This window comes from Conexibacter sp. SYSU D00693, from assembly GCF_017084525.1.
Classification (GTDB): domain Bacteria; phylum Actinomycetota; class Thermoleophilia; order Solirubrobacterales; family Solirubrobacteraceae; genus Baekduia.
Genome location: NZ_CP070950.1, coordinates 1,953,724 through 1,979,694 on the forward strand (window position 1 = coordinate 1,953,724; position 25,971 = coordinate 1,979,694).

General features: G+C 76.7%; 27 protein-coding genes. 12 read left to right on the forward strand and 15 right to left on the reverse strand.

The annotated features are described in order from the left end of the window. Positions 1-24: 24 nt before the first annotated feature. On the forward strand, positions 25-615 hold the full coding sequence (locus JUB12_RS09665; protein WP_205699419.1) for a helix-turn-helix domain-containing protein: 591 nt from the start codon (positions 25-27) through the stop codon (positions 613-615). 128 nt (positions 616-743) lie between these two features. Then, positions 744-2,261 (forward strand): class I adenylate-forming enzyme family protein, encoded by a 1,518-nt coding sequence (locus JUB12_RS09670; RefSeq protein ID WP_205699420.1) that lies wholly within the window; start codon positions 744-746, stop codon positions 2,259-2,261. A gap of 10 nt (positions 2,262-2,271) precedes the next feature. Here JUB12_RS09670 and JUB12_RS09675 read toward each other — a convergent pair whose 3' ends face one another. The 4 genes from JUB12_RS09675 to JUB12_RS09690 all read right to left on the reverse strand — a co-directional run bounded on the left by JUB12_RS09675 (position 2,272) and on the right by JUB12_RS09690 (position 6,380). Continuing rightward, positions 2,272-3,747, reverse strand: a complete 1,476-nt coding sequence (locus tag JUB12_RS09675) for an NAD(P)/FAD-dependent oxidoreductase (protein ID WP_205699421.1) — start codon at positions 3,745-3,747, stop codon at positions 2,272-2,274. Continuing rightward, positions 3,744-5,573 carry a DUF3556 domain-containing protein gene (locus tag JUB12_RS09680; protein ID WP_205699422.1) on the reverse strand — a complete coding sequence of 610 codons (1,830 nt, stop codon included), beginning with the start codon at positions 5,571-5,573 and terminating at the stop codon, positions 3,744-3,746. Before JUB12_RS09680 ends, JUB12_RS09675 begins: the two co-directional genes overlap by 4 nt. A gap of 115 nt (positions 5,574-5,688) precedes the next feature. Further along, positions 5,689-6,075 carry a hypothetical protein gene (locus tag JUB12_RS09685; protein WP_205699423.1) on the reverse strand — a complete coding sequence of 129 codons (387 nt, stop codon included), beginning with the start codon at positions 6,073-6,075 and terminating at the stop codon, positions 5,689-5,691. Then, entirely contained in the window at positions 6,072-6,380 is a 309-nt protein-coding gene (locus tag JUB12_RS09690; protein ID WP_205699424.1) for an antibiotic biosynthesis monooxygenase, read from the reverse strand. The genes JUB12_RS09685 and JUB12_RS09690 overlap by 4 nt, the downstream gene beginning before the upstream one ends. A 46-nt stretch (positions 6,381-6,426) precedes the next feature. On the opposite strand from JUB12_RS09690, the gene JUB12_RS09695 reads away from it, so the two are divergent. Then, positions 6,427-7,098, forward strand: a complete 672-nt coding sequence (locus JUB12_RS09695; protein WP_205699425.1) for a B12-binding domain-containing protein — start codon at positions 6,427-6,429, stop codon at positions 7,096-7,098. After that, the gene (locus JUB12_RS09700) at positions 7,095-8,678 is read left to right on the forward strand and encodes a SpoIIE family protein phosphatase (protein ID WP_205699426.1); all 1,584 of its coding nucleotides are present in this window, start codon (positions 7,095-7,097) and stop codon (positions 8,676-8,678) included. The genes JUB12_RS09695 and JUB12_RS09700 overlap by 4 nt, the downstream gene beginning before the upstream one ends. Here the strand turns inward: JUB12_RS09700 and JUB12_RS09705 are convergent. Further along, on the reverse strand, positions 8,675-9,058 hold the full coding sequence (locus JUB12_RS09705; RefSeq protein ID WP_205699427.1) for an ATP-binding protein: 384 nt from the start codon (positions 9,056-9,058) through the stop codon (positions 8,675-8,677). The two genes, JUB12_RS09700 and JUB12_RS09705, sit on opposite strands and share 4 nt — an antisense overlap. Before the next feature lie 31 nt (positions 9,059-9,089). Here JUB12_RS09705 and JUB12_RS09710 point away from each other — a divergent pair, with 31 nt between their 5' ends. After that, positions 9,090-10,061 carry a hypothetical protein gene (locus JUB12_RS09710; RefSeq protein WP_205699428.1) on the forward strand — a complete coding sequence of 324 codons (972 nt, stop codon included), beginning with the start codon at positions 9,090-9,092 and terminating at the stop codon, positions 10,059-10,061. On the opposite strand, the gene JUB12_RS09715 is transcribed toward JUB12_RS09710, so the two are convergent. After that, entirely contained in the window at positions 10,058-10,858 is an 801-nt protein-coding gene (locus JUB12_RS09715) for a siderophore-interacting protein (protein WP_205699429.1), read from the reverse strand. The genes JUB12_RS09710 and JUB12_RS09715 overlap by 4 nt on opposite strands. 67 nt (positions 10,859-10,925) lie before the next feature. Here JUB12_RS09715 and JUB12_RS09720 point away from each other — a divergent pair, with 67 nt between their 5' ends. The 5 genes from JUB12_RS09720 to JUB12_RS09740 all read left to right on the forward strand — a co-directional run bounded on the left by JUB12_RS09720 (position 10,926) and on the right by JUB12_RS09740 (position 17,244). Beyond that, positions 10,926-11,693, forward strand: coding sequence for a glutathione S-transferase family protein (locus JUB12_RS09720; protein ID WP_205699430.1), 768 nt, complete (start codon positions 10,926-10,928; stop codon positions 11,691-11,693). 79 nt (positions 11,694-11,772) lie between these two features. Continuing rightward, complete coding sequence (locus JUB12_RS09725; RefSeq protein ID WP_241004481.1) at positions 11,773-12,492, forward strand: ABC transporter ATP-binding protein; 720 nt, start codon at positions 11,773-11,775, stop codon at positions 12,490-12,492. Then, a complete protein-coding gene (locus tag JUB12_RS09730) occupies positions 12,489-15,068 on the forward strand; it encodes an ABC transporter permease (protein ID WP_205699431.1) in 2,580 nt (859 codons plus the stop codon). Before JUB12_RS09725 ends, JUB12_RS09730 begins: the two co-directional genes overlap by 4 nt. Further along, positions 15,065-16,147 (forward strand): hypothetical protein, encoded by a 1,083-nt coding sequence (locus tag JUB12_RS09735; protein ID WP_205699432.1) that lies wholly within the window; start codon positions 15,065-15,067, stop codon positions 16,145-16,147. Before JUB12_RS09730 ends, JUB12_RS09735 begins: the two co-directional genes overlap by 4 nt. Beyond that, on the forward strand, positions 16,144-17,244 hold the full coding sequence (locus JUB12_RS09740; protein ID WP_205699433.1) for a DUF6801 domain-containing protein: 1,101 nt from the start codon (positions 16,144-16,146) through the stop codon (positions 17,242-17,244). Before JUB12_RS09735 ends, JUB12_RS09740 begins: the two co-directional genes overlap by 4 nt. Here JUB12_RS09740 and JUB12_RS09745 read toward each other — a convergent pair. Further along, the gene (locus JUB12_RS09745) at positions 17,241-17,663 is read right to left on the reverse strand and encodes a helix-turn-helix domain-containing protein (protein ID WP_205699434.1); all 423 of its coding nucleotides are present in this window, start codon (positions 17,661-17,663) and stop codon (positions 17,241-17,243) included. The two genes, JUB12_RS09740 and JUB12_RS09745, sit on opposite strands and share 4 nt — an antisense overlap. 79 nt (positions 17,664-17,742) lie before the next feature. On the opposite strand from JUB12_RS09745, the gene JUB12_RS09750 reads away from it, so the two are divergent. After that, a complete protein-coding gene (locus JUB12_RS09750) occupies positions 17,743-18,618 on the forward strand; it encodes an NADP-dependent oxidoreductase (protein WP_205699435.1) in 876 nt (291 codons plus the stop codon). Here JUB12_RS09750 and JUB12_RS09755 read toward each other — a convergent pair. From JUB12_RS09755 to JUB12_RS09790, 8 genes are all read right to left on the reverse strand, one after another. After that, positions 18,615-19,376, reverse strand: a complete 762-nt coding sequence (locus JUB12_RS09755) for a hypothetical protein (RefSeq protein WP_205699436.1) — start codon at positions 19,374-19,376, stop codon at positions 18,615-18,617. The genes JUB12_RS09750 and JUB12_RS09755 overlap by 4 nt on opposite strands. 2 nt (positions 19,377-19,378) lie before the next feature. Then, positions 19,379-19,678 carry a hypothetical protein gene (locus tag JUB12_RS09760; protein ID WP_205699437.1) on the reverse strand — a complete coding sequence of 100 codons (300 nt, stop codon included), beginning with the start codon at positions 19,676-19,678 and terminating at the stop codon, positions 19,379-19,381. Continuing rightward, positions 19,675-21,060 (reverse strand): hypothetical protein, encoded by a 1,386-nt coding sequence (locus tag JUB12_RS09765; protein WP_205699438.1) that lies wholly within the window; start codon positions 21,058-21,060, stop codon positions 19,675-19,677. The genes JUB12_RS09760 and JUB12_RS09765 overlap by 4 nt, the downstream gene beginning before the upstream one ends. Positions 21,061-21,085: 25 nt before the next feature. Next, on the reverse strand, positions 21,086-22,225 hold the full coding sequence (locus JUB12_RS09770; RefSeq protein ID WP_205699439.1) for an HtaA domain-containing protein: 1,140 nt from the start codon (positions 22,223-22,225) through the stop codon (positions 21,086-21,088). Between the two features lie 184 nt (positions 22,226-22,409). Further along, the gene (locus JUB12_RS09775; protein WP_205699440.1) at positions 22,410-23,042 is read right to left on the reverse strand and encodes a GNAT family N-acetyltransferase; all 633 of its coding nucleotides are present in this window, start codon (positions 23,040-23,042) and stop codon (positions 22,410-22,412) included. A 108-nt stretch (positions 23,043-23,150) separates the two neighbouring features. Then, positions 23,151-23,888 carry an SDR family NAD(P)-dependent oxidoreductase gene (locus tag JUB12_RS09780; protein WP_205699441.1) on the reverse strand — a complete coding sequence of 246 codons (738 nt, stop codon included), beginning with the start codon at positions 23,886-23,888 and terminating at the stop codon, positions 23,151-23,153. Continuing rightward, positions 23,885-24,703, reverse strand: coding sequence for a hypothetical protein (locus JUB12_RS09785; RefSeq protein ID WP_205699442.1), 819 nt, complete (start codon positions 24,701-24,703; stop codon positions 23,885-23,887). The genes JUB12_RS09780 and JUB12_RS09785 overlap by 4 nt, the downstream gene beginning before the upstream one ends. A gap of 40 nt (positions 24,704-24,743) precedes the next feature. Beyond that, positions 24,744-25,289: a cupin domain-containing protein gene (locus tag JUB12_RS09790; RefSeq protein WP_205699443.1), complete on the reverse strand. Its 546-nt coding sequence runs from the start codon at positions 25,287-25,289 to the stop codon at positions 24,744-24,746. 96 nt (positions 25,290-25,385) lie between these two features. Between JUB12_RS09790 and JUB12_RS09795 the strand changes: the two genes are divergently transcribed. Beyond that, the gene (locus JUB12_RS09795) at positions 25,386-25,964 is read left to right on the forward strand and encodes a TetR/AcrR family transcriptional regulator (RefSeq protein WP_205699444.1); all 579 of its coding nucleotides are present in this window, start codon (positions 25,386-25,388) and stop codon (positions 25,962-25,964) included. Positions 25,965-25,971 lie beyond the last annotated feature (7 nt).

Sequence of the window (25,971 nt, forward strand, 5' to 3'; positions counted from 1 at the left end):
CCCGCTGTGGCAAGCTCTTGTGCCATGTCGGCAAACATCGACGCTGACGACGCCGGCGGGCTGCAGGCGCGCGTGGCCGCCCGGCTGCGCGACCTGCGCACCGAACGGGGGCTGACGCTCGCGGACGTCGCGGCGGCCGCGGCCATGGACACCTCGACGCTGAGCCGCCTCGAGACGGGCGCCCGCCGGCTCACCCTCGACCACCTGCCGCCGCTGGCCCGCGCGCTCGGGGTCAGCACCGACGAGCTGCTCGGCCCGCCCCCGCAGGAGGACCCGCGCATCCACAGCGCGCCGCGCAAGCGCGGCGGGGCGACGTTCTGGCCGCTCAACCGCCATCCCGAGGGCCCCGGCCACCACGCCTTCAAGGTCCGCCTGCCCGTCCGTCGCGGCACGCCCGAGCTGCGCGTCCACCCCGGCCGCGACTGGGTGTACGTCCTCAGCGGCCGGCTGCGCCTGGTCCTCGGCGACCGCGAGCACGTCCTCGAGACCGGTGAGGCCGCCGAGTTCGACTGCATGACGCCGCACGCCCTCAGCGGCGTCGACGGGCCGTGCGAGCTCCTCGCGATCTTCGGCCCCCACGGCGAGGAGGTCCACGTCCGCGCGGTCGACGACTGAGCAGCGGCAGTTGGGGCGCGCCGACAAGCCGCCGCGCCCGCATCGGCGCCGCGGGACACGCGAATGGCCCGTGCGGGATGGGAGGTTCGGACGCGATGACCCCGACCCCTGCCGAGGAGGCCTGACGCATGCGCAACCTGGCCGAGTTCCTGCGCACCCAAGCCCGCGCGCACCCCGACCAGCCGCTCGTGCGCTGGAAGGACGAGAGCGTCACGTTCAAGGAGTTCGACGAGCGGACCGACCGCATCGCCGCAGGCCTCGCGGCCAAGGGCGTCGAGCACGGCGACGTCGTCTCGGTGATGCTCCCCAACCAGCTCGCCTTCCTCGAGGCCTGGTGGGGGATCCTCAAGGCCGGCGGCGTCTTCGGGCCCGTCAACCCGCAGTTCACCGGCCCCGAGGCGGGCTACGTCATCGGGCACTCGAAGGCCGTCGCGGTCGTGACCGACGAGCGCGGCGCCGGGATCCTCGAAGGGGTCCGCGGCGAGATGCCCGACCTGCGCGACGTCCTCTCGGTCGACGGCGGCTCGTTCGACGCGCTGCGCGAGACGACCGACGCGCCGCCGGAGTGCACCCGCGAGCCCGGCGACCTCGCCGCGCTGCTCTACACCTCGGGCACGACCGGCAAGCCCAAGGGCGCGATGCTCACGCACGGCAACGTCTACGCCAACGCGGCGCAGGCCGGCGAGCTGCTGCCGCTCACCGCCGGCGACCGCCTCGGGATGATCCTCCCGCTCTTCCACGCCAACGCGCAGATCGCGACGTTCGCGGTGCCGCTCATGACCGGCTGCGAGGTCGTCATGTGGGAGCGCTTCGCCGCCTCGACGTTCTGGGAGACGGTGGACGAGCTCCGGCCGGTGTCCTTCTCGGCCGTCCCGACGATCCTCTCGGCGCTGCTGCACGCCGCCGGCGAGGACGAGACGCCGCGCGAGACCTCGCTGCGCTACGTCATCTGCGGCGCCGCGCCGCTGTCGCTCGAGCTGCTCGAGGCGTTCCAGAACCGCTTCGGGCTGCGGATCATGGAGGGCTACGGGCTCACCGAGAGCACCTGCGTGTCGTCGCTGACGCCGTACTACGGCAAGCAGAAGGTCGGCTCGATCGGCCTGCCGGTGCGCGGCCAGGAGATGGAGATCCGCCGCCCCGACGGCACCCGCGCCGAGCGCGGCGAGCGGGGCGAGATCATGCTGCGCGGTCCCAACATCATGGCCGGCTACCTCCACAACGAGGAGGCCACGCGCCAGACCATCGAGCCCGACGGCTGGATGCACACCGGCGACGTGGGCATCCAGGACGAGGACGGCTACTTCTTCATCGTCGACCGCACGAAGGACATGATCATCCGGGGCGGGGAGAACATCTACCCGCGCGAGATCGAGGAGGTCCTCTACGAGCACCCCGGCGTGCTCGAGTGCGCCGTGATCGGCATCCCCGACCCGCACCGCGGTGAGGAGGTCATGGCCGTCGTCACGCCCAAGCCCGACGTCGAGGTCGACGCCGACGAGGTCAAGGCGTTCCTCGCCGAGCGCCTGACGAAGTTCAAGGTGCCGAAGTTCGTCGAGCTGCACGGTGAGCTGCCCAAGACGCCCACCGGCAAGATCAGCAAGGGCCCGCTGCGCGAGCAGTACGCGCAGCCCGTGGCCTCCTCCTAGGCGACGCCGCCTACCAGCCGCCGACCGCGACCGGCGCCTCCGCGAGGGGCGCCGCGTCGCCGGCCGGCGCGATCCCCGCGCCCTCGAGCGCGGACATCGCGGCGTTGTAGCCGCACATCCCGTGGGCGCCGGCCCCCGGGGGCGTCGCCGCCGAGCAGAGGAAGACGCCGTCGATCCCCGTCGCGTACGGATCCAGGGCGACCCGCGGGCGGAACACCATCTGGCGTGCGTCGTTGGCGCCCGTGACGATGTCGCCGCCGACGTAGTTGGCGTTGTAGGACGCCATGCCGGAGACGTCGCGCACGTGCTTGGCCCGCACGCGGTCGCGGAAGCCCGGCGCGAAGCGCTCGAGCTGGGCCTCGATCGCGCCCGTGGCGTCGCCCGTCCAGCCCGACGGGACGTGGGCGTACGCGTACACCGGGTGCACGCCGTCCTTCGCGCGCGACGGGTCGGCGAGGCTCTGCTGGCAGACCAGCACGAACGGCCGCTCGGGCATCCGCCCGCGGTGGACCTCGCGCTCGGCGGCGGCGATCTCCGCGAACGTCCCGCCGACGTGGACGGTGCCGGCCTGGCGCGACGGCTCGTGCGCCCACGGCACCCCGCCCTCGACGGCGAACTCGACCTTGAAGGCCCCCGGCCCGTGGCGGAAGCGCTGCAGGGCCCGCCGGACGCGACGGGGCATGCGATCGCCGGCGACGCGCACGGCGTCAGCGGGGGCGAGGTCGAGCATGACGACGTCCGCGTCGCCCAGCTCGGCCAGCGACGTCACCTCGACGCCGGTCTCGAGCGTCGCGCCGTGCTCCTCGAGCAGGGCGACCATCGCCCTCGAGATCGCCTGCGAGCCGCCCTCGGCGACCGGCCAGCCGTAGGCGTGGGCGGCGGTGCCGAGCGTCACGCCGACGGCGGAGCTCATGAGCGCCGAGAAGGGGCGGAAGGCGTGCGCGGCGACGCCGGCCCACAGAGCGCGTGCCTCGTCCGAGGACCACGCGCGCGCGAGCACCGCGGCGGGCATGCCGGACGGCAGGCCGAAGCGCGTGAGGCGGACCGGGTGCTCGGGCACGTGGAGCATCGGCCGCATGAAGTCGGAGGTGATGTCGCCGAAGTGCTCGGCCAACGGGCCGAACAGCCGGCGCCAGCGCTTCCCGTCGCCGCCGGGCAGCGCGTCGGCGGTGGCCTCGACCGACCGCCACGCGGCCGCGCCGCGCCCGCCCTCGAGCGGGTGGCTGTACTCGACGGGCGCCCACTTCCACGTCAGGCCGTGGGCGGCGAGGTCGAAGCGGCGCGAGAACGGCGTGTCGAGCGCGAGCGGGTGGGCCGCCGAGCACTCGTCGTGCAGGAGGCCGGGGAGCGTGAGCTCGCTGCTGCGGGTGCCGCCGCCGAGGCGGTCGGCGGCCTCGAGGACGCGGACCTCGAGGCCCGCGGCCGCCAGCGTGAGCGCGGCAGCGAGCCCGTTGGGCCCGCTGCCGACGACCACGGCTGACGTCATGCCAGGGCGGGAGCGGCCCGCTCCGGGCCCTCGCCCACCGTCTTGGACGGTGCGGCGTGGCGCTGGCGGACGTAGCCCTCCTTGCGCCACTTCACGTTGAGCGCGACCGGGCCGTTGGGCAGCCACGGCTGCTCGGCGACGCAGTCGCTCACCTTCCACTCGCCCCGCTCGACCACGCCCACGCCGGCGTCCCACACGAGGTACTGCTGCGTGTTGCGGCCGATCGGCTCGGACTCCACCCAGACGACGATGAACTCGCCCGGCGCGAACCCGCACCGGCGCTGGATCGCCTCGAGCATCCGCACGTCGTGGAAGTGCCCGTCGCCGAAGTTGAACCCGACGATCGCGTTGCACGAGAACTCCGCCTCGCGCAGCGTGTAGGTGTCGATGTCCTCGCCGAGCTGGTTGATCATCACGGAGTTCATCCCGCGGCCCTGGCTGTGCATCGCGCGCCAGCCCAGGAGCTGCTGCATGATCACCTCGGCCTCGTCCTCGCCGTAGAGCGGGACGAGCTGCTGGCGCTGCATGAGCGCCGGCTTCTTGATGTGCTCGTCGAGCTGCTTCTCGCAGCCCGGCGCGAACGCCCACATCGCCGAGGCCCAGTTGCCCGCGTACTGGCGCATCGAGGGCAGGAAGGACACGAGGTCCGGCCGGTTGTTGCCCAGGATCGGGAAGAACAGCAGCGCGGCGACCACCGGGATCAGCAGCGCGACGTCCATGTCACCCAGGCCGTAGCCCTCCCAGTTGGGGTACCCGAGGAAGAGGAACGCGGTGATGAACATGAAGCCGACGTTCCACTCCAGCGGCACGGCGAGCGGGAACGTCGACGTGATGAACAGGTGGAAGCCCAGCATGAGCACGACGGCGCACACCGTGACGGTCTCGTTGTGCGAGAACAGCAGCACGAGCGGCGTGAGGAACTCCACCGCGGTGCCCGGGCCGTGCGCCAGGCGCAGCGCGCCCTTCGCCGGCCGCAGGTCCTCCGGGAAGTTGCGGTAGTGCATCCGCTTGACCTTGCGCGAGCTCAGCCACGGCGTGTTGGACACCATCGGCGGGATGACCTGGCCGAAGTGGTGGCCGAGCTTCGAGATCGCGGCCCCGCACCAGACGATCACGATGAGCAGCTTCGCCGCCACGATCATGTCGACGAACGGGAAGAACGCGAAGAAGATCAGGGCCGGCGCGTACTGCTCCGAGCGCGCCTGCAGGAACGCGACCTTGTCGCGCAGGCCCAGGAGCCCGAGGAAGACGAGCGCGCTGATGACGGGCGCGATCTCGACCAGCCCCTCGTTGGCACCCACCGCCTCGTCGATGCCGTGGCTGCTCGAGCCCGGCAGCGCGAGCGCGACGGCCAGCGAGCCGGCGAAGCCCAGGAACAGCAGGACGTCGAGCGGCGTGCGCGCGTCGCCCTTCGTGCCCGGGACCTTGTCGGGCCACGGCGGGTTGCGGATCGTCCCGGTGCGCGCGTAGTACGCCACGCCGCCGGTCATCGGCTTGAAGTGGCCGGCCAGCGGGCCCCACGAGCCGGCGACGCCGAGCCCCTCGAGGAGCATCGTCCAGATCACGACCTTCTGCCAGACGATCGGCTCGTCCCAGTTCTGGGAGAACTCGAAGACGTTCATCCCGGAGGTCGCGGTGGCGATCACCCAGCCGCCGAAGGCGTAGAACACCAGCAGCTTCACGATGTAGATCAGCGCCGTGATCTTCGGCGCGCCGAACCCGTACTCCGCCCAGTGCCGCGAGAGCACCTTCACGCGCTCCAGGTGCGGCTTCTCCATGAACGTCGCCGGGTCGACCGGGGGGAAGTTCCCTGTCGTCAGGCCCATCGTCTCTCCTCACTCGTGCAACGGGTGGGCCGACGGTAGACCTGACAGGGCGTCACATCCTGGGGTCTGACGACCTTCGGGCGAAGACGCACTTGTGGGCGCCTGACAAACGCGCCTAGGCCACAGCGGCAGCTGCCGCACGCAGTCGCGCGACGACCGTGTCATCGCCCAGACGCTCGTCGACGACGTCGGCGGCCAGGCGCAGGTCGAAGGCCAGCCGCTCGCGCGGGTAGTCGCGCGCCTCGAGCACGCCGGCGAGCCATCGCGCCTGCTCGACGAGGTCCACCAGGCCGTGCCGGGCGTCGCCGATGGCCCAGTTGAGCAGGTGCTGGTTGTCGTGGCGGCCCCACGCCTCCCAGACCCCGGGCTCGTACTCGGCGGCCTCCTCGGGCCGGGCGGCGGCGTAGCGGCGGATGACCTCGGCGGCCAGCTCGACGAGGTCGACGCCGTCGGCCTCGGTGGGCGGCGCCATCCCCGAGGGCGGCGCGGTGCGGCGGGTCACTCGGCGACGACCTCGAAGGTGTGCAGGTGGTCGAGGCGCTCGAGCCGGATCGCCGCCTGCAGGTCGCCGGGCACACGGTCGTGCGACGTGCGGTGGTCGACCGAGCGCATGTACGCCGTGAAGGCGGCACGGTCGCGCCAGCGCGAGACCATGAGCACCTCGGTGCGGTCGCGGTCGGACCGCCAGACCTGGAGGTCGACGAAGCCCTCGTGGCCCTCCACCAGCCGCGCGCGGCCGCGGAAGGCCTCCACGAGCTCGTCGACGCGGTCGTCCTCGACCCGCAGCCGCGACATCGACACGTACACGGACCTCGACGCTAGCCGGTGTGCGGGTCACGGGTAGGCTCGCCGGGTGCACGCCGAGCCGCAGGGTGCGCTCGACGGGCTGCTCGAGGGCTACGTCGACGCCCTCCTGACCCCGGACCCGGCCCTGGCCCGGGCCCTCGTCGTCGACGCCTGCTCGGCCGGCGTGCCCGCACAGCGCCTGTACCTCGAGGTGCTCGCCCCCGCGATGGAGGAGGTCGGCCGCCGCTGGGAGCAGGCGCGGATCTCCGTCGCCCAGGAGCACCTGGCCACGCAGGTCACCCAGACCGTGCTCGCCACGCTCGTCGGCCGCCTCGAGGAGGACGGCGACGTGGCGGCCGACCGCGGGACGGCGGTGGTGGCCGGCACGCCCGGCGAGCTGCACGCGCTCGGGCTGAGCATGGTGCGCGACTTCCTCGAGGTCGACGGCTGGACGGTGCACTGCCTCGGACCCGACTGCCCGACCGGCGCGCTCGTGGAGCTCGTGGAGCGGCAGGCGCCCGACGTCGTCGCCCTCTCGACGGCGCTGCCCCAGCACCTGCTGGCCGCCGGCGCCGTCTTCGCCGCGCTGCGTCGCCTGCCGGCACCGCCGCTGCTCGTCGCGGGCGGGCGCGCGTACGCGGGTGACGAGGCGCGGGCCCGCGCCGTGGGCGCCGACCTCCTGGCCGCCGACCCGCGGGCGCTCGTGCTCGAGCTGCGCGCCCGCGCGGCGGCGCGATGACGGCCGGCACGGACCTCGGCGTCCTGCGCGACCTGCTGTGGGAGACCGGCGCGGTGCTCGCCGCGGAGGTCGACGACCAGGGCACCGTCATGGCCGCGAGCCCGGCCTTCGAGGCGTGGGCCGGACGCGAGCTGCAGGGCGCCCCCCTGGCCGACGTGCTCGCGGGACCCCAGCGCCCGGCGCTCGAGGCGGCCCTGCGCGAGGCGGGGACGGGCTGGACGCGGCTGACCGTCGGCCTCCTCGACGGCGGCGCCACGCAGGCCGAGGACCACCGGCTGCACGTCACCCGCGCGGGCCAGGGGGCGCTCCTCGTCGTCGCCGAGCCGGCGGCGGGCGAGCGCGACGCGCTGGTCGAGCAGGTCCTCGCGCTCAACGACGACCTCATCGCCGCCCAGCGCGCGGGCCACCGGCGCGAGCGCGACCTGCAGCGGGCCCAGGCGGACGCCCGGGTGGCCGCCGACCGCGTCCGCCAGCTCGAGGGGATCGTCCTCGCCGGCCTGTCGGCGCCCGACCTCGACGGCGTGATCGACGCGCTGCTCGACGTGGCCCGGCGGGTCCTGGGCGTGGAGGAGGCCGCCGTGCTGCTGCGCTCCGAGGAGGGCGGGCCGCTGCGCGCCGTGGGCGGCGGGCGCCCCGGCGACGCGGGGACCGCCCTGGCCGAGCTCGTCCTCGCCACCCGCGAGCCGCAGCTCGGCGAGCGCCCGGACGGCGGCGCGCTGGCGGCCGTCCCGCTCGTGCTCGAGGACGAGGTCGCGGGCGTCCTCGTGGTGGGCACGGCGCCGGGCGGCACGCTCGGCGCCGACGGCGTGGCGCTGCTGGTGCGCGTCGGCGACCGGGCGGCGCTGGCCCTGGGCACCGCCCGGCTGCGCAGCCGCGAGCGGCGCATCGGCGAGACCCTGCAGCGCAGCCTGCTGCCCGAGCGCCTGCCGCGCCTCGACGGCGTCGAGCTCTGCGCCCGCTACCTGCCGCGCGCCCGCGGCGTCCACGTCGGCGGGGACTTCTACGACGCGGTGGCGACGCCCGACGGCCGGGCGGTCCTCGCCCTGGGCGACGTCGCCGGCAAGGGCCTGCACGCCGCCGCGATCATGGGCCAGGTGCGCAGCGCGCTGCGGGCCTACGCGCTCGTCGCCCCCGGTCCGGGCGACGTGCTCGAGCTGCTCGACCGCTTCGTGGCGCAGGGCGAGGCGATGGCGACCGCCGTCTGCGTCGAGCTCAGCGCCGACCGGCGCAGCGCCCGCATCGCCACCGCCGGGCACCTGCCGCCGCTGCGCGCGCCGGCGGCCGGCGGTGCCGAGACGATCGTCGTGCCGGTCTCGCCGCCGCTGGGCCTCGACCACGGCGCCCGCGCGGAGGCCGTCGTCGAGCTGGCGGCCGGCGACCGCCTCGTGCTGGTCACCGACGGCATCGTCGAGCGGCGCGGCACCGGGCTGGAGGACCGCCTGGCGGAGCTCGTCGCCGTGGTCGCCGGCGCCCCGCCGTCGCTGCCCGCGCTCTGCGAGCACCTGCTCGACGTCCTCTCGCCCGACGCCGGGCGCGAGTTCGACGACGACGTGGCGCTGCTGACCGCGCGGGTCGGCTAGGCCGGCTCGCGGCCGGCGGGCCGCAGCTCGAACCAGACGTGGGTGCTGCCCTCGCGCACGCCCCACTCGGCGCTGAGGCGCTCGACGAGCGCCAGGCCCCAGCCGCCGGCCTCGGTGTCGGGCTTGGTGCGGGCGGTCGGGACGAACCCGTCGCCGTCGTCGACGACCTCGCAGCGCACGTGGTCGTCGCCGCGGACGTCGAGGACGATGCGGACCTCGTCGCCCGCGCCGTGGCGCACGCTGTTCGTCACGAGCTCCGAGAGCAGGAGCCGCGTGTCGTTGAACGTCTGCTCCGTGAGGGTGCCGCGCAGGCTGTCGAGCTCCGTGCGGGCACGGGCCGGCGCCTGGAGGTCGCGCGGGATGTCCAACGTCCTGATCACGGCGGAGCACCAGGAGAGTACCCTGAGACGCATGGACGGCACACCGCCGCCGGGGGCCGTTCGGGCCCCGCTGCTGGCGGCGCTGCGTCGGGAGGTCCACGACGCCCTCGTCCGGCTCGACCTGCGGGCCTCCCGCGACCTGGCGCTCTCCGGCGCCGCGAACGGCGCCTCCCCGGACGACCTCTTCACCGACGTGCTGCGTCCGGCGCTGCACGACGCCGTCGCCCTGCTCGCCCCGCGGGAGCGCGCGCGGCGCACCCGCGCGCTGGCCTCGAGCGTCGGTGCCACGCTGGAGGCGCTGCGCGACGGCCAGGAGGCCCCGGCCCCGGCGGTCCGGCGCCGCTGCGCCGTCGTGGCGGTCGGCCGCGGCCCGCTCGACGCGCTCGACGGCCGCGCGATCAGCGACGCCCTCGACGACGCCGGGTGGGACGTGCGCGAGCTGACGCCGGACACCGCGCCCGACGAGGTCCGCGTCCTCGCCGCGCGGGACTGCGCCGAGCTCGCCGTCCTGCCGACGTCGAGCGCGACCGACGTCCTGGTCATGGCGCCCGCCTACCGGCTGCTGCGCCGGATGGCCGACCCGCCGGTGATCATCGCCTGCAGCCTCGCCGGCGAGGACGAGCTGGCCCGGGCCCGTGGCGTCGGGGCCGACGACCACGTCACGAGCCTGGCCGACCTGCTGGCCAGCATCGACCGCCACCTCCCGGGCGCCGACAAGCGTCGCTGGGGCGTGCGCATCCAGCGGCCGGGCGACGACCTCGTCCTCACGCCGACGGGGATCCTCGACGCCGACAGCGTGGCGCGGCTGCGCGACGTGGCCGCCTCGCGCAGCGGCACCTTCGCCCGCCTGCTGGTCGAGGTGGGCGACGTCGCCGAGCGCCAGCCCGCGGGCCTGCGCGCGCTCGGCCTGTGGGCCGACGAGCCCGGCGGCCCGCACGTCGTCGACGCGCCGCTGGCCGCGCGCGAGCGGGCCGATCTGCGCTGGCGCGGCCCCGCCGCCTAGCCGACCGGGACGTCGCGCGCGACGTCCGCGTTCCAGGCGGCCTTGACCTTGCGCCACGCCTCGTCGTCGAGGCCGCGGCGCCAGTACGGGGAGCACGACAGGCGGGCCGGGTCGATCCCGCGCTCGGCGAGCAGGTGACGGCGGACCTCCCGCGTCTCGCCCGCCTCGCCGTGGATGAAGCCGTGGACCACGCCGGGCGGCGCGTCGAGCGCGCGCACCGCCTCGGGCAGCAGGTCCTCGTCGCCCGCGCCCCCCGTGCGGTGCAGCCAGACGAGGTCGAGCTCGCCGGGCGTCTCGAGCGCGAGCTCGTGCTCCGGGCCGTCGCAGACCAGGCGGACGACGACGGGCGCCCCCGCGGGGACGGCCTCGAGCGACGCGCCGATGGCCGGCAGCGCCGACTCGTCGCCGACCAGGAGGTGCCAGTCGGCCTCCGGGTCGGGCCGGTAGCCGCCCGCGGGGCCGGTGAAGACGAGCGCGTCGCCGGGCTGCGCGTCGCGCGCCCAGCCGCCGCCGGGCCCGTCGCCGTGCACGACGACCTCGATCGTCAGCTCGCGCCGCTCGGCGTCCCAGCGGCGCACGGTGTAGCGGCGTCGGTACGGGCGCACCTCGTTGGGCAGCGCCTTGAGGTCCTCGAGCGCGAACGGCGTCGAGTACGGCGCGCCGGCGGGCGGGATCGCCACGTTGACGTAGCTGTCGGTGTCCCCCGTCGGCGTGAAGCCCTCGAGTCCGTCGCCGTCGAGCACGATCCGCGCCAGGTGCGGGGTGGGCCACTCGACGGTGTTCACGCGTCCGTGCATCAGGCGAACCTAACACCGGTGCTGCGCCGCCCTTTGCGCACCGGCCGCATCGGCGTAGAGTCGCGCCGTGGCGGAGGGACGCGGCGACGAGGGACGGCCGGTGCTCCTGGGCATCGCGCACTCGCACGCCGCGCACGCCGCCCGGCTCATGCTCGAGCGCAAGGGCCTCGACCACCGCGTCGTCGACCTGCTGCCCGGCCTGCACCCACCGGTCGTCCGCGCCATGGGGTTCCCGGACGGCGCGGTGCCGGCGCTGCGGATCGCCGGGCGCCGCGTGCAGGGGACGACGGCGATCTCCCGCGCGCTGGACGAGCTGCACCCCGACCCGCCGCTCTTCCCGGCCGAGGCCGCGGCGCGCCGGGCGGTCGAGGAGGCCGAGCGCTGGGGCCACGACGTGCTCCAGGGCGTGCCGCGCCGGATCTTCCGCTGGGGGCTGCGCCACGAGGGCGGCGTGCGCCGGTGGATGGCCCGGGAGGTCGTCGGCATCCCCGGTCGGGTCGTCCCGGCCGCGGGCGCCGTGTTCACGCCGATCGGCTGGCTCTACGCGCGCATCTCGGAGGCCGACGACGGCGCGGTGCAGGAGGACCTGCGGCGCCTGCCCGAGCACCTCGACCACTGCGATGCGCTGGTCGCCGACGGCGTCATCGGCACCGACGAGGTCAACGCGGCCGACTGCCAGGTCCTGGCCTCCGTGCGCCTGCTGCTGGCGATGGAGGACACGCGCCCGGTGGTGGAGGGGCGTCCGAGCGCGGCGGCGGCCCTGCGCCTGCGCCCCGACTTCCCGGGCCCGGCGCCGGCGTTCCTCCCGGCCGCCTGGCTGCCGCACCGGGCCTAGCCCCGCCGTCGGGCGCCGCGCCGTCGCACACCGGAAGGTGGTCAGCTACGGTTCGGCGGCGCCTTAGGGCGCCCTAACCGTGCCGTCGCCCGTCCCGCCACCCGAGAGCCCGGTCGTCGCCGAGGGGCTCACGAAGACCTTCCGCCGCGCGGGCCACTCGCCGGTGCGGGCGGTCGACGACGTCAGCCTCACCGCCCGGACCGGAGCGGTGACCGCGATCACGGGGCCGTCGGGCTCGGGCAAGACGACGCTGCTGCAGCTGCTGGCGGGGCTCGAGCGTCCCGACGCCGGCCGCGTCCACGTCGGCGGGGTCGAGCTGACGCGGCTGGGCGAGCGCCGGCTGGCGGCGGTGCGCCGGCAGCGCATCGGCTTCGTCTTCCAGGCCTTCAACCTCATGCCGAGCCTCTCGGCCCGCGACAACATCACGCTGCCGGTCGAGCTCGACGGGCGGGCGGTGGACGAGGACCGGCTCGCGCAGCTCGCCGAGCGCCTGGGCATCGCCGACCGGCTCGACCACCTGCCCAGCGAGCTGTCCGGCGGCCAGCAGCAGCGCGTCGCCGTCGCGCGCGCGGTCCTCGCCGACCCGGCGGTGGTGTTCGCCGACGAGCCGACGGGGGCGCTGGACCGGCACGCGGCCACCGCGCTGCTCGACCTGCTCGGCGGCCTCGCGCACGACCACGGCCTGACGCTCGTGGTCGTCACGCACGACCCAGGCGTCGCCGCGTGGGCCGACGACGTCCTCGCCATGGACGAGGGCCGCCTGGCCGGCGCGGCGGCGGTCCAGCCGGCCCTGCCATGAGCCGGGGCCGTGTGCGCCTGCGGGTGCTCGCCCGCCTGTGGCTGGCCGAGCTGCGCGCCCACCGCGGCCGCGCGACGGCGACGGCCGCGACGCTCGTCCTCGGCACCGCGCTGCTGACGGCGGCCCTCGTGGTCGGGGCGTCGATGCAGGCCTCGGTCCGTGACGGCGCGGGCGTGGAGTTCGCCGGACCGGCGGACGGGGCGGGACGCACGGGCGCCGACGTCGTCGTGCGCACCGCCTCGGTCGCCCAGGGCGCGGCCGGCGTGTCGGGCGCGACGTCGACCGGGATGGGGCCCGACGACGTCGCGGCACTGCGCCGCCTTCCGGGCGTCGAGGCCGCCGGGACGCTGACCCAGGCGGTCGTCGCGGCGCAGGTCGGCGACCGCGTGCGCGGCATCACCCTCGAGAGCCTCGCCGACGACGCGAGCGTCCGCTGGCAGGGGCTCGCGTCGGGCCGGGCGCCGGTGGACGGCACCGAGGTCGCGGTGACCCGCCGGACGCTCGACGAGCTGCGCATCGGCGAGGGCGATCAGCTCGCGCTCGCCCGCCCCGGCGTCGGCCGTGCGCGGTTCACCGTGGTCGGGGTCCTCGACGTCCGCGGGTCCCCGCGCCACGGCGCCAGCGCCTACGGCGTCGTGACGCCTGCCGTCGCCCAGGCGCTCGCGCGCGTCGACGGGCCGACGACCGCCCTGCTGCGCGCCCGCCCGGGCGTCGACCCGATGGCGCTCGTCCGCCAGGTCAACCGCGACGCGCCCGTCGGCTTCCCCGAGACCGCCGCGACGCTCGAGGAGGCGACCCTCGGGGCCAACAGCGAACGCCTCACCGCGCTGGGGTCGGTCGTCAGCGCCTTCGCCGCCGCGGGCCTGCTCGTCGCCGCGCTCGTGCTCGCGACGACGACGCTCGTCGCGCTGGCCTCGCGCCGCCGGACGCTCGCCCTCGTGCGCTGCCTCGGCGCGTCGCGCGCCGTGACCGTCGGGCTCGTGGCGACCGAGGCGCTCGCCCTCGGGCTGGGCGGCGGGATCCTGGGCACCGCGGCCGGCGTGGGCGTCGCCCGGGCCGCGTTGCCGCTCGTCGCCGCGGTCCCGGGCCTCCCGGAGGTCGACGGCGGCTCGTTCACCGTCGACGCGGTCGCGGTCCTGGCGCCGGTCGGCGCGGCGCTGCTCCTCGCCGCCGTGGCCGCTGCGGCGCCCGCCGTGCTCGTCGGGCGGATCAGCCCGACCGAGGCGCTGCGCGGGCCCTCCCCCGGCCACGCCCGCGCGCACCGGCTCGCGACGGTCCTGGCGCCCGCCGCGGTGGCCGCCGGGGTCGCCGCGCTGCTCGCCGGTCCGGGCTGGGCGTGGCCCGCGCTCGGCGTCCTGCTCGTGCTGGGCGGAGCCGTGGGGGCCACGGCGCCGCTGCTGCGCCTCGCCGGACAGGCCGGCCACCGCCTCGCCGGGCGGGACCTGCTCCAGCGCCTGGCCAGCCGGCAGGTCGCCCACCAGCCCACGCGCGCCGCGGCCGAGGTCGTCGCGGTGGTCGTCGCCGTCGCGCTGGTCACGGGCGCATGGGTGGGGCTGAGCTCCATGGGCGAGACCGCGTCCGCGCGGCTGTCGCAGGAGCGCGCGCCCGACCTCACGGTCGGCGTCGCCGCCGGCAGCGGCCTCGTCACCCCCGCGGCACAGCGCACCGTGGCGCGGGTCGACGGCGTGGCGGCGGTCGTCCCGGTCGCCTACGGGCGCGACGTCGCGGTGGTCGGCCGCGGCGGCGACGGCCGCCGCGTGCGCCTGACCGTCGGCACCGCGGGCGTCGGCCCGACCGGCCTGTCCGCGGGCTTCCCCCGGGGTGCGCCGGTCGACCGGCTGCGCGACGACGCGCTCTACCTCCCCGAGACCGACTTCCCGCCCTACCCCGCCGGTGCGCGCGTCCGGCTCGAGGGTCCCGCCGGCGTGGCGCGCGACCTCGAGGTCGTCTACCTCGACGACCTGCCGGTGCCGAGCCTCGTCAGCCGCCGCACGCTCGACCGGGCCGCGGCGGCCGTGGAGCCGCGCGAGGCCTGGGTGCGCCTCGCCGACGGCGCGGACCGCGCGCGGGTCGTCGACGAGGTGACCGGCCTCGCCGTGCTGTCGGGACCGCTGCCCGTCGACGGCCCGGCGTTCCTCGACGTGCGCCTGGGCCATGCCGTCGGGACCGCGCGCACCGCCGCCACCGGCCTGCTCGCCCTCGCCGTCCTCGTCGCGCTCATCGGCGCCGCCACGACCCTCGGGCTCTCGGTCACCGAGCAGCGCCGCGAGCACGCGACGCTGCGCGCGCTGGGCATGGAGCGCCGGCGCCTGCGCGCCCTGCTCCTGCGCCGCGTCCTCGTCGTCACGCTCACCGGCTCGCTCGTCGGCGTCGCCCTCGGTGGCGGCCTCGCGGTGCTCGTCGTGCGCCGCGTCGCCGCCGGCCTCGACGTCGACCCCGTCGTCGCCTGGCCCGCGCTGCCCGTCCTCGCGCTCGTCGCGGTGGTCGTGGTCGTCGCGCGCCTGGCCAGCCTCCTGCCCCTCGAACGCGCCGCGGCGGTCCGACCCGCGCGCGCCCTCGCCGAAGGACCCGCATGACCCACCGCCTCCTCGCCCTCGCCGCCGCGACGCTCGCGGGCTGCGCCGCCGTCGCGCCCGCGGCGCCCGCGGCGCCCGCGGCCGAGACGGTCCAGTTCCAGCAGACGGCGACCTACCGCTGCGGCAGCCTCAACGGCCTGAGCTTCGAGACGGTCGACCTGACCGTCCGCCTCGACGCGCCGCGCACCGCCGCACCGGGCGACGCGGTCGCCGCGTCGGGGACCGTCCAGGTCAGCTTCTCGTCGCGGGCCAACGGGCTCGTCGGGCTCGTGACGCTCGCGCGGACGGTGCGCTTCGAGGCCGACGCGCTGGGTCTGCCGCTGCGCGTCCGGACGCCGGCCCGGGCGGTGGAGCGCACCGTGCCGCTGCGCGACGTGCGCTCGGAGCCGGCGCCCGCCCCGGGCCTCGGCCGGCCGCTGCGCGCGACGCTGCCCTTCACCCTGGCGAGCATCGTCGTGCCCGCCGACGCGACGGGCGACCTCGAGCTGCGCCTGCCCGCCAACGGCACCGCGGTCGACCTCGCCGGCCAGCGCGCCGCGTTCACGGGCGTGCTGCTCTTCGACGGCGGGCTCGACGCGCGCCTGCCCGTCTCGTGCACGCTGCCCGAGGACGGCTCGCCGGTGCTCGTGCGCCTCCCGCTGCAGACGGCGGCCGGCGCACCGGCGCCCGCCGAGCCCGCGCCGGCGACGGCCGGCGAGGACCGCGCCGGGAGCGCGGACGACGACGACGACCGCGACCTCGCCAGCGGGGCGTCGCAGCCGGCGGGCGACCGGAGCGCCGACCCGCCGCGAGGCTCGTCGACCGCCACGGGCCCCGCGTCCTCGGCCGGGCGCCGCTCGACGACGACCGCGCCGGCGGGCGCCACCGCGGGTGCCACGGCCACCTCGCCGGCCGTCACCGACGCCCCCGCCGAGGTCGTGTGGGACGCCGTCCCCGCCGCCACGCGCAGCGACGACGTCTTCGTGCCGGCGTGGGTGCTCGCGGTGCTGCTCGGCTTCGCGGTCGCCGCCTGCGTCGCCACCGCCCTGGCCACCCGCCGCCGCTTGCGGGCGGCCCGTCGTCCGGAGGGGACGTCGTGACCAGGTCCACCGCCCGCCGCACCGCCGCGGCGCTCACCGTCCTCGTCGTGGCGGGCGCCGCCGCCCCGCCCGCCCACGGCGCCCCGAGGCGCGCGCAGCAGACCTACACCTGCGCGGTCGGCCTGACCGACGGCTCGACCGACGAGACCCAGACCGAGTCCTTCGGCGCGGCGATGACGCTCGACGTGCCCGACAGCGTCCCGGCCGGCGGCACCGTCTCGCTCACCGGGTCCTTCGAGTTCCGGCTGCCCGACAGCTACCGCGAGCGTTTCGCGATGTTCGGCTTCACCGAGGTCGAGGGCGCGTCGGACACCCTCGGGATCACCATGGAGGTCGGCGGCCGGCGCGTCGCGCACATCGCCGACCGGTGGGCGTCGGGCCCCCAGCGGGTCGGCAACCCGATCGTCGTCACCGGCTCCACCGCCTTCCCCACCTTCCGGGTCCCGGAGGACGCCCGCGGGACGCTGCGGCTGAGCATGCCGGGCAACGACGCGACCGGCAACACGGTGCGCAAGGACCCCGAGCGCGTGGCCTTCACCGCGGTCGCGACGACCCGCGGGCCGACGAGCTACAGCTACGCGCTGGCCTGCTACCTGCCGGGCGGCGAGGCGCCGAACGTCATCGCGGAGGTGCCGATCGTCGCCCCCGGCGGTGGCGGCGGTGGCGGCGGTGACGCCGAGGCGGGGACGTCCGGCTCGGGCTCCTCGGGGTCCGCCGGCGGCACGCGCGGCGGCTCGGCGCGCGGACGCACGACGTCCGGCGCACGCCGCGGACCCTCCGGCACCTCCACGACGCGCTCGGCCACCACGACGACGCCGCGCGCCACCCGCCGCTCGTCCACCAACCCCTTCGGGGCCTCGAGCCCCGCCTCCGCGGACGACGTCGTCGCCGGCGGGCCCGAGACCACGGCGGGCGCCGAGCCCTCGGCGCGGGCCGCCGGACCCGTCCTCGCCGCGGACACCGACACGCGCGACGGCATCCGCTTGCGCCGCACCTGGCTGTGGGCCATCGGCCTCGCGGCGCTCCTGGGGTCGCTGACCTGGGCGCTCGTGCTGCGGATGCGCCTGCGGTCGCTGCTCGACGAGCGCGACGGCTAGGCCGCGACGGCGCGCTCGGCCGTCTCGTCGTAGGCGGCGCGTGCGGCCTGGACCTCGTCCATGTGCGCCTCGGCCCAGGTCTTGAGCTGCACCATCACCGCCGTGAGGTCGCGGCCCAGCGGTGTCAGCTCGTAGTCGACGCGCACCGGGACGGTCGGGGTCACCGTCCGGGTCACCAGCCCGTCGCGCTCGAGCGCCCGCAGCGTCTGGGTGAGCATCTTCTGGCTGATCGACGCGATCTTGCGCGCGAGCTGCGAGAAGCGCATCGGCTCGTGGTGCTCGCGCAGGGCGGCGAGGACGAGCGCGACCCACTTGTCGGCGAGCCGGTCGAGCAGCTGCCGGGTCGGGCACTGCGCGAGGAACGCGTCGTAGGCGCGGGCCGCGTCGGCGCGGCGCTGGGCGGCGGTCTGGGTCGGCATGGCAGGTGCTCCTTCAGTGACCTAGGCACTTTCTGGTGCCTACTTCCCAGCAGAGAGTAGCAGTCGTACGGTGCTCGGCATGACCTCCACCACCGCCCCGACCACCACGACCTTCCGCCGCCTCGTCACCGCCGGCGACGGCACGCTGAGCACCGAGACCGCCGCGCTGCCCGAGCCCGGGCCCGGCGAGGTCCGCATCCGCGTCCGCGCCGCGGGCATCACGCCGGCCGACCTCGGCGTCCGCGACGGCTTCTTCCACCAGATCGGCCTCGCCACCGGGTCCGTCGGCCTCGGCTGGGACCTCGCCGGCACCGTCGACGCGCTCGGCCCCGACGTCGACGCGTTCGCCGTCGGCGACGAGGTCCTCGGCGTCCACGACAGCTTCGACGCCGCGGTCCGCGGCCAGGGCGAGGCCGTCGTCCTGCCGCTGCGCGCCGTCGCCCTGGCGCCGGAGGGCGTGCCGCTCGACGCCGCGGCGACGCTGTCGCTCAACGCGCTGACCGCCAAGCAGTCGCTCGACCTGCTCGCGCTGGAGCCCGGGCAGACGCTGCTCGTCACGGGCGCCCGCGGCTCGGTGGGCGGGTTCGCCGTGGAGCTCGCGCGGCTGCGCGGTCTCGAGGTCGTCGCGGTGGGCCGCGGCGACGCGCTGCCCACCGGCGTCGACGGCGCCCTCGACGCGGCGGCGGTCGGTGCCGACGTGCTCGTGGCCGTCCGCGACGGCGGTGCCTTCGTCGCCGTGAAGGACCCCGCGGAGCCGCCGGCCGAGCGCGGCATCCGCGTCACCACGGTCCACACGTACGCCCAGCCGGGCGAGCTCGCCGAGCTGAGCCGGCTGGCACAGGAGGGCCGGCTGACGCTCCACGTCGCCGAGCGCTTCGGCCTCGACGAGGCCGACGCCGCCTACGCGCGGGTCGCCGAGGGCGGCCTGCGCGGGCGGGTCCTGCTGGTCCCCTAGCCCACGCGGAGGGTCCGGGTGGTCGACGCGACGCGCCGGCCACCCTGGCGCAGGACGACCGTGGCGCGGTAGCTCCCGCGCTGCAGGCGGCCCCGGGCGGCGCGGACGTCCACGACCGCCCCCGGGAGGATGCGCTGCGCGGCGACGGTGCCGCGCAGCGTCCCCGCGGCCCCGGCCACGCGGATGGAGCCGGTGAGAGGCTGGACGGTGTTGCCGGTGTTGCGCACCGCGACCGTCACGCGGCCGCCGCGGGCGCGGACCTCGCCCACCCGCACGCGCAGGCGCCGCCGGCTCGCGGCCGGGTTCAGGCGCAGGCTCGACAGCAGGCGCAGACGGGTGCGCACACCGCCCGGCCCGCCGCGCGGTGTGCCGAGGACCTCGACGGTGCCGTAGAGCGAGCCGGCGGCGGGGACGCTCGTGAGCGACGCGTCGATCGTCCGGCGCTGGCCCGGCGCGAGCGTGAAGCGCGTCGCGCCGAGGCGCACCTGCGACAGCGTGCGTCGCGCGTCCGGGAGCACCGTGCCCGAGCGGGCCTGGCTCCAGGGTCGGGCGGTGGCGACGACGTCGAACGTCGCGCTGGAGCTGTTCGTCACGACGACGGTGCCGATGCGGCCAGGGGCCGCGGGCCGCTCGACGATCGCCGGGGAGATCGAGAGGCCGCCCTGGGCGGAGGACTGCGCGGCGACGGTGGCGACGGCCGCGGCCGAGGCGGCGAGCGCGAGGGCGCCGAGGCCGGCGCTGTGGAGGGTGCGGGTCATGGCTAGGGGCCGGCCGGGCCGGCGGTGATGGTCTGGGGCTCGGTGTCGGGTGCGGCGAGGCGGACGCTCGCGCGCACGACGGGGCGCTTGAAGGTCCTGACGGTCCTCGGCGCGCCGCCGGACGGCGTCACGGTCACGGCGGCGCCGCCCTCCGTGGTGCTGAGCGTCGCGGTCCGCCCCGTCACCTCGAGCGCGAGCGTGCTCTCGACCTGGCCCGAGACGTCGGTCTGGGCGCCGGTGCTCGCGGGGAGGAGCGCGAGGACGGCGCAGGCCAGCACGGCGCCCGTGCGGCGACGCCTCATCGGCGCCCCCGGCCCCTGCTCGAGACGAGGATGCGCAGGCGCACCTGGCTCGTGCCGGTGGTCGTCCGCACGCGGAAGACGATCGTGCGGTCGGAGTGCGGCGCGAGGTGGCGGGTCAGCACGCCGCTCGTGCGCACCGTCGCCGCGACGTGGCGCACGACCTTGCGTGAGGTCCTGCTGAGCACCTCGACCTGCAGCCCGCGCGGGGCCGAGCGGCGCACCGTCCCGACGAGGCAGGTCAGGCGCCCCTTGAAGCGGTAGCGCTTGCCGCGGCGCAGGACGAGGCGCCCCTTGCTCGTGCGCAGCGGGCGCTGGTCGAGCGCCATGGCCAGGCGCGGGCGCGCGCACGGCAGGCCCGTGCCGGCGACGGTCCCCGGGACGGGCGAGCCGCCACCGGCGCCGGCGGTGCCCGACCCGGGCGGGCGCGGCGTGCCGACCTGCAGCTGGACCGTGCTCGAGGCCGGCGGCGGCGGGGCCGCGACGACGACGTCGCCGTCGAACGCCGTGGCCGCGTTGCCGGCGACGTCGGTGACCACGACGCGCAGCCGGTGCGGGCCGACGGGGACGCCGGTGAGGTCCACGCGCAGCGCGACCCCGGTGGCGCGCGCCGCGCAGCCCGGAAGCGCGACGTCCGGCTCGGCCGTCGCCGGGTCGAGGTCGCCGCAGCCGGGCGCCAGCGCGGCCTGGCCGCGGACGGCGCCGTCGACCGTGGCCGCCGCGAGGCCCAGCCCGGCGCCGTCGTCGAGGGCGTCGACGGCCAGGTCGAGCGCCCCGCCGGCGGTCACCGGGCTGCGCACGCCACCGACCGTCCCCGCGGGCGCGACGGCGTCGTCGACGCCGAGCGCGAGGGCGGAGACCGTGAGCGCGCCGGGCGCGGCGGCGGCGCAGCGCTCGGGCGTCGGGCGCTCGCAGGTGACGCCCGCCACGACGGACCCGCCCGTGACGGCGCCGTCGAGCACGCCGTCGACCGGCGCCGCGCCGAGGTCGAGCGTCTCGAGGGCGTTCGCGCCCACGCGCGTGACGGCACGCTGCGGGGTCCCGCTCCCGGCCGGCGCGCCGGCGGAGGTGGTGGCGCGCGCGACGCGCACCCGACCGAGGAAGGTCGAGGACGGCACGTCGGCCTGCCAGGCCGCGCTCGATCCGCCCTCGGGGTCGACGCGCGCGAAGCCGGCCAGCAGCCCGTCGCCGGGAGCGGCCGGGGCGCTGCAGCCGGCGCCGCGGACGGCGGCGGTGGCGTCGCCCGTCTGGACCGGCGTCAGGCCGGCCTGGCCCAGCGGCTGGCCCGTAGGCCCGTGGCAGGCCCAGAGGGTCACGGGCTTGGCGTGCGCGGCGCTCGCGCCAGGCGCGAGCACCGCCACGCTGAGGACGGCGGCCCGCCTCACGGTGTCGAGGCGGGCCGCCGCCACGCTACGGCGTCCCCGCCGACAGCGTGAACGTCAGGGTCTTGCTGTACGAGCCGACGCTGAGCGGCTCGGAGGCCGAGATCGACTGGCGCAGGCCGACGCTGAGCGGCGTCGCGGCGCCCGCGGGCACCGTGAGCAGCTGCAGCGGCGAGGCGCCGAGCGCGGCGTACGAGCAGGGCGAGCCGGCCGTCGAGCCGCACACCTTCAGCGGGTTGGCGAGCTTCGCCGTCCCGTTGCGCAGGAAGCCCGGATCCTCGCCGGTGTCGGAGACGAAGAGCTTCGACGGGCCGGTCGAGCTCGCCGTGCCGGTGACCGTCGCGTCGTAGTCGGCGGCCTGGCCGAGGACGAACGTGCCCAGACCGGCGGTGGTGCCGTTGAGCGTCAGGTTCAGCGTCTCGGCGACCGTGCCCGACACGCCGACGCTCTCCTGGTCGCCGACCGGCTCGGGCTCCTCGGCGGCCTTCGGGGCGAAGGTCACCGAGAACGCCTGGTTGGGGCGGTCGATGGCGAACCACGGACGCACGCCGTTGAAGGCCGCGTTCGAGCTGAGGTAGCTCGTCGGCGCGTTCTGCGGCGTGCCCGACGGGATCAGGTTGCTGATCGTGTACGAGCCGTCCGGGTTGGCGGTCGTCACGGCGGCGGTGCCGTCGAGCGCGAAGACCGTCTGACGGGCCGGCGACGCCGTGCCGTACTCGACGGGCGGCCCGGCCGACCCGACGTCGCCCGAGGCGACCAGGCCGTTGGCGACGACGCGGATGGACTGCGGCGCGTCGAACTGGAGCTTCGGGTTCACGACGGAGAAGAACGTGCCGTCGTGCGCCGTGAAGGTCAGCGTGCCGGCGAGCTGGATGGCGCCGGTCTTCGTGTCCGGGTCGTACGTCCCGACCGTGCCGCTCGTCGGCGACGGGAAGACGAACGGGTACGTCGTGCCGGGGCCCTTCGCGCTGGCCGAGGTGATCGTCGTGCCGGTCGCGGGGGCGGTCGCCGCGACGTTGCCGTGGCCGATGGTCACCGCGTAGTTGGACAGCGTGCCGGTGCTCGGCGTCGCCTCGTGCGGCACCTGCCACGTCAGGGCGGCGCTGCCGACCTCGAAGGGCGCCGCCTGCGCGGTCGCGGGAAGGGCGGCCGCGGCCGCAGCCGCCACCGCGAGGGTCCGCAGCGCACGCGTGCGACGCGCGATCCCCCTGGTCTCAGTGGTCAATGTCGTGCTCCTGTCGGAGGTGTCGATGCCGCCCATGGCGGCCCCCTGTCGACGCCTCGGCCCTGCGTCACCCGGGCGCCGTGTTCGGGCACCCTAATACAGATCGGCCTTCGCTGGTTAGGAGACCCTAACCAGCATGCCGGTGCGGTGCGGCGTCGTCGAGCTCGACGCGCATCACCGCTCGTCGCTTGGACGGCCGCGAGACCTCCGCGAAGCCGGCGCCGGCGAAGATGGAGACGGTGCCGACGTGCAGCTCCTCTGCGAGCACCGAGGTCGTCGTCATCGGATAGGCCTCGAGCGCCCGTGCTCCCCGCTCGCGCGCGAAGCCCACGGCCGCACGCGCCATCGCGCGGCTGACGCCGCGCCGCCGGAAGCCCTTGCGCACGAGCAGGCAGCTGACGGCCCAGACGCCCTCGTCGCCGCGGTCCTCGTCCCGCCCCTCCCAGGGGACCTTGGCGTGGCGCACGAGACCGACGTACGCGGGACGCGGCTCGACGGCGCACCAGCCGACGGGCTCGCCGTCGAGGAGCGCCACGAAGCCGCTCGTGGTCGTCGCGTCCGGGTCGCCGCACCGCGTCTGCTCGTGCAGTCGGGCGACGCGCTCCTCGACGGGGAACCTCCGGAACGCCTCGCCGGGCGCGAGCTTGTAGCGCTGGCACCGGCAGAAGGCGGCGGCGCCGCGGTCGCCGAAGACCGCCGCGAGGTCCTCCGCGCCGACCTCGTTGGCGGGACGGACCTCGATCGCGGGCGGCGGCTCCACGCCGCCATCGTCGCCGACCAGCGCCTGCCGGTGCAGGCGGTGCGTGCACCGTGTCGTGACCGTCCGCCCGCCCGTCGCCCGCAGGTGCCACCCACCTGCAGGTCGCCGTCAGTCCAGCGCGACGCCGGTGTGGCGCGCCAGGGCGTCGAGCAGCGCGTCCTGGAAGCGCTCGTCCAGCGCCGCCGGCGCCGGGGCCTCGCGGCGCTGGTGGTGCCAGCACCCACCGGTCGTCCGGGCCTGCGCGTCGTCGCTGGTGGCCAGCCACTCCTGGGTGAGGTGGCCGAGGCGCAGGTCGTCGGGCGCGCCGGGCCCGCCCATCCTCGTCGGGACCCAGCCCGGATCGACGGCGTGGGTGTGGACGTCGGGCCAGCGCCGGGCGACGGCCATCGCGAGCGCGGTGACGAAGAGCTTGCTGTCGGAGTACGAGCCCGTCCGGCGGGCGCCGCTCCAGTCCATGCCCTCGACGGACGCGCGGCCGCCGCGGTGCATGCCGCTGGTGAGGTAGACGAGGCGGTCGGGCCGGTCGACGAGCGCGGTCAGCACGTAGGGCGCGACGACGTTCACCGGCAGGACGAGGTCGTCGAGGTAGACGCCGGCGTTGTGGACCACCGCGTCCATCCGGCCGAGCGCGTTGACCTGCGCGGCGACCTCGCGCGTCTCCTCGAGGTCGGCGAGGTCGCCGACGACCACGTCTGCGCCGCGGTCGACGAGCTCGCGCACCGCCGATCGCCGCGCCTCGTTGCGGACGTGGACGACCAGGGCGTGGCCCTCGGCCTGCAGCGTCTCGGCGGTCAGGCGGCCCAGGCCATCGGCCGACCCGGTGACGAAGACGCGCTTGCGGCTCATGCCCTCACGTCATAGCGCGCGCGCAGCGCCGCCACGTGCTGCGGGGCGCGGGGCTCCCACACCGCCCACAGCTCGCGCCAGGTCCGGACGTGCAGGCGCGGGGCAGCGTCGCCGACGCGCTCGAGCAGCCGGCGGACCTCGTCGCGGTGGGCCAGCACCTCCGGATGGTCGTCACCGTTGGCCGGCTCCCAGTGCAGGAGGACGAGGTCGCCGGCGCCGCGCAGGGACAGCGCGTGGCGCACGAGCTGGCCGGCGTCGAGGTGGCGCGGCGCCCAGCGCTCCTCGAGCAGGTCCTCGAACAGCGCGCGCCAGCCGCCGCCCAGCGCCTGCGCCATCGCGGGGCGCCGGTAGGCCGGCTTCCACGCCCGCGGCCGGCGCGGGGCGAGGTGCTCGGTGAGCTTCGCCTCGATGCCGGCGAGCCCGCCGGGACCGTCGAGGGCCACGTCGAGGTTCGGCGTGCCGCCGCCGTGCGGGATGTGCAGGCGCTCCTCGAGGCGCAGGCCGGTGAACGGGCCGGGGACGCCCGGGAGGACGAGGGCGCCGGGGTCGGCGCGCCACGGCGCGAACGCGCCGGCCACCAGCGCGGTCGAGGACCAGGCCGCGTGGGCCTGCACGGTCCCGCCGCGCGCTGGGCGCAGCTCGCCCTTCGCGCGCGCCGCGTGGGCCCAGGCGACGTCGTCGTCGGCGAGCGTCGGCACGAGCGCGTCGGCCAACCGCCGCGCGTGCCCACCGTCCTCGTGCAGCGCGTCGCCGGGCAGGAGCTCGCGCAGTCGTTGCGCGAGCGCGGCACGGGCGCGGGTCGCGAGGTCGGCCACCGCCCCGGCCTACCCGAGCCGGCGCGGCGTCCGACCGCCGTCAGCCCGGCGGCGGGAGGATCACCATGCCGTAGCGCGGAGCCGCCGCGGCCGCCCGTCCCAGCCGCTCCTGGCGCTCGGCGTCGCTGAGCTGTGGCGCCGCGGAGGTGCGCGTCGGCACGCGGTCGCCGAACTCGGCGAAGAAGTCCTCGAGCCCCGCCGGCGCGACCGTGCACAGCAGCCGCGCCGTGACCGCGTCCGGGTTGCGGAACGCGTGGACGGCGTTGGCCGGGACGTTGGCCGTCTCCCCCACCTCGAGGCGGACGGGCGGCTCGTCACGCAGCTGGACCTCGATCGCGCCCTCGAGCACGCGGAAGCTCTCCTCGAAGTCGTGGCGGTGCGGCGGCGGCCCGCCACCGGGCGGGATGAGCATGTCGAGCATCGCCATCCGGCCGTTGGTCTGCCGTCCGGAGAGCAGGACGGTGTACGTGTCGCCCACGACGGCCAGGTGGACCAGGTCGGGGTCCTCGGGGCGCGCCACGGCCAGCTCGCGGATGCGGTCCTCGTCCGGGACGGCGGTGTCGGCGCCTGCTGCTGGGTCAGCCATGGTCGTCCTCGTTCATGTCGAAGCGGATGAGATCATCCGCTTCGTGGACCGTACTGCGACGGGGGAGCCCCCGCAAGCCGCTGCGATGATGCGCGCGTGTCGGGTCCGGCCCCTCGGCGACCGCGCAAGGACGCCCAGCGCAACCGCGAGCTCGTGCTCGATGCCGCGGTCGAGCTGGTCCGGCGCGACGGCGAGGGCGTCCCGATGGCCCGCATCGCCGAGCATGCCGGCGTCGGCATCGGGACGGTGTACCGGCACTTCGCCACGCGCGAGGACCTGCTCGGCGCGCTCGTCCATCGCTCGTTCGGCCTGGCCGTCGCCAACGCCCGCGCCGCGGCCGAGCACCAGGGCTCGGCGCTCGGCGGCATCCGCTCGTTCTTCCTGGCGACGCTGCGCGACCGCGACCGCTTCGTCCTGCCGCTCCACGGCGGCCCCGCCGTCTTCACGCCCGCCACCCGTGAGCTCCAGGCCGAGGTCCGCGTGGCCCTGCGCAGCCTGATCGACCGGGGCCGGGAGGCCGGCGAGCTGCGCGACGACCTCACGCCCGAGGACCTCATCCTCGCGGCGTCGCTGCTGTCGCGCCCGCTGCCCGGGACCGGCGACTGGGACCGCCTCGCCCGCCGGCAGGTCGACCTGGTGCTGCACGGCCTCGGGTCCGGGACCGCGCCGGGATAGCGCGAGG

Bases quoted from the DNA above. Each gene is read 5' to 3' on its own strand.
- JUB12_RS09665 (WP_205699419.1), top strand. From the start codon at position 25: ATGTCGGCAAACATCGACGCTGACGACGCCGGCGGGCTGCAGGCGCGC.
- JUB12_RS09670 (WP_205699420.1), top strand. From the start codon at position 744: ATGCGCAACCTGGCCGAGTTCCTGCGCACCCAAGCCCGCGCGCACCCC.
- JUB12_RS09675 (WP_205699421.1), bottom strand. From the start codon at position 3,747: ATGACGTCAGCCGTGGTCGTCGGCAGCGGGCCCAACGGGCTCGCTGCC.
- JUB12_RS09680 (WP_205699422.1), bottom strand. From the start codon at position 5,573: ATGGGCCTGACGACAGGGAACTTCCCCCCGGTCGACCCGGCGACGTTC.
- JUB12_RS09700 (WP_205699426.1), top strand. From the start codon at position 7,095: ATGACGGCCGGCACGGACCTCGGCGTCCTGCGCGACCTGCTGTGGGAG.
- JUB12_RS09710 (WP_205699428.1), top strand. From the start codon at position 9,090: ATGGACGGCACACCGCCGCCGGGGGCCGTTCGGGCCCCGCTGCTGGCG.
- JUB12_RS09715 (WP_205699429.1), bottom strand. From the start codon at position 10,858: ATGCACGGACGCGTGAACACCGTCGAGTGGCCCACCCCGCACCTGGCG.
- JUB12_RS09730 (WP_205699431.1), top strand. From the start codon at position 12,489: ATGAGCCGGGGCCGTGTGCGCCTGCGGGTGCTCGCCCGCCTGTGGCTG.
- JUB12_RS09735 (WP_205699432.1), top strand. From the start codon at position 15,065: ATGACCCACCGCCTCCTCGCCCTCGCCGCCGCGACGCTCGCGGGCTGC.
- JUB12_RS09745 (WP_205699434.1), bottom strand. From the start codon at position 17,663: ATGCCGACCCAGACCGCCGCCCAGCGCCGCGCCGACGCGGCCCGCGCC.
- JUB12_RS09750 (WP_205699435.1), top strand. From the start codon at position 17,743: ATGACCTCCACCACCGCCCCGACCACCACGACCTTCCGCCGCCTCGTC.
- JUB12_RS09755 (WP_205699436.1), bottom strand. From the start codon at position 19,376: ATGACCCGCACCCTCCACAGCGCCGGCCTCGGCGCCCTCGCGCTCGCC.
- JUB12_RS09760 (WP_205699437.1), bottom strand. From the start codon at position 19,678: ATGAGGCGTCGCCGCACGGGCGCCGTGCTGGCCTGCGCCGTCCTCGCG.
- JUB12_RS09780 (WP_205699441.1), bottom strand. From the start codon at position 23,888: ATGAGCCGCAAGCGCGTCTTCGTCACCGGGTCGGCCGATGGCCTGGGC.
- JUB12_RS09790 (WP_205699443.1), bottom strand. From the start codon at position 25,289: ATGGCTGACCCAGCAGCAGGCGCCGACACCGCCGTCCCGGACGAGGAC.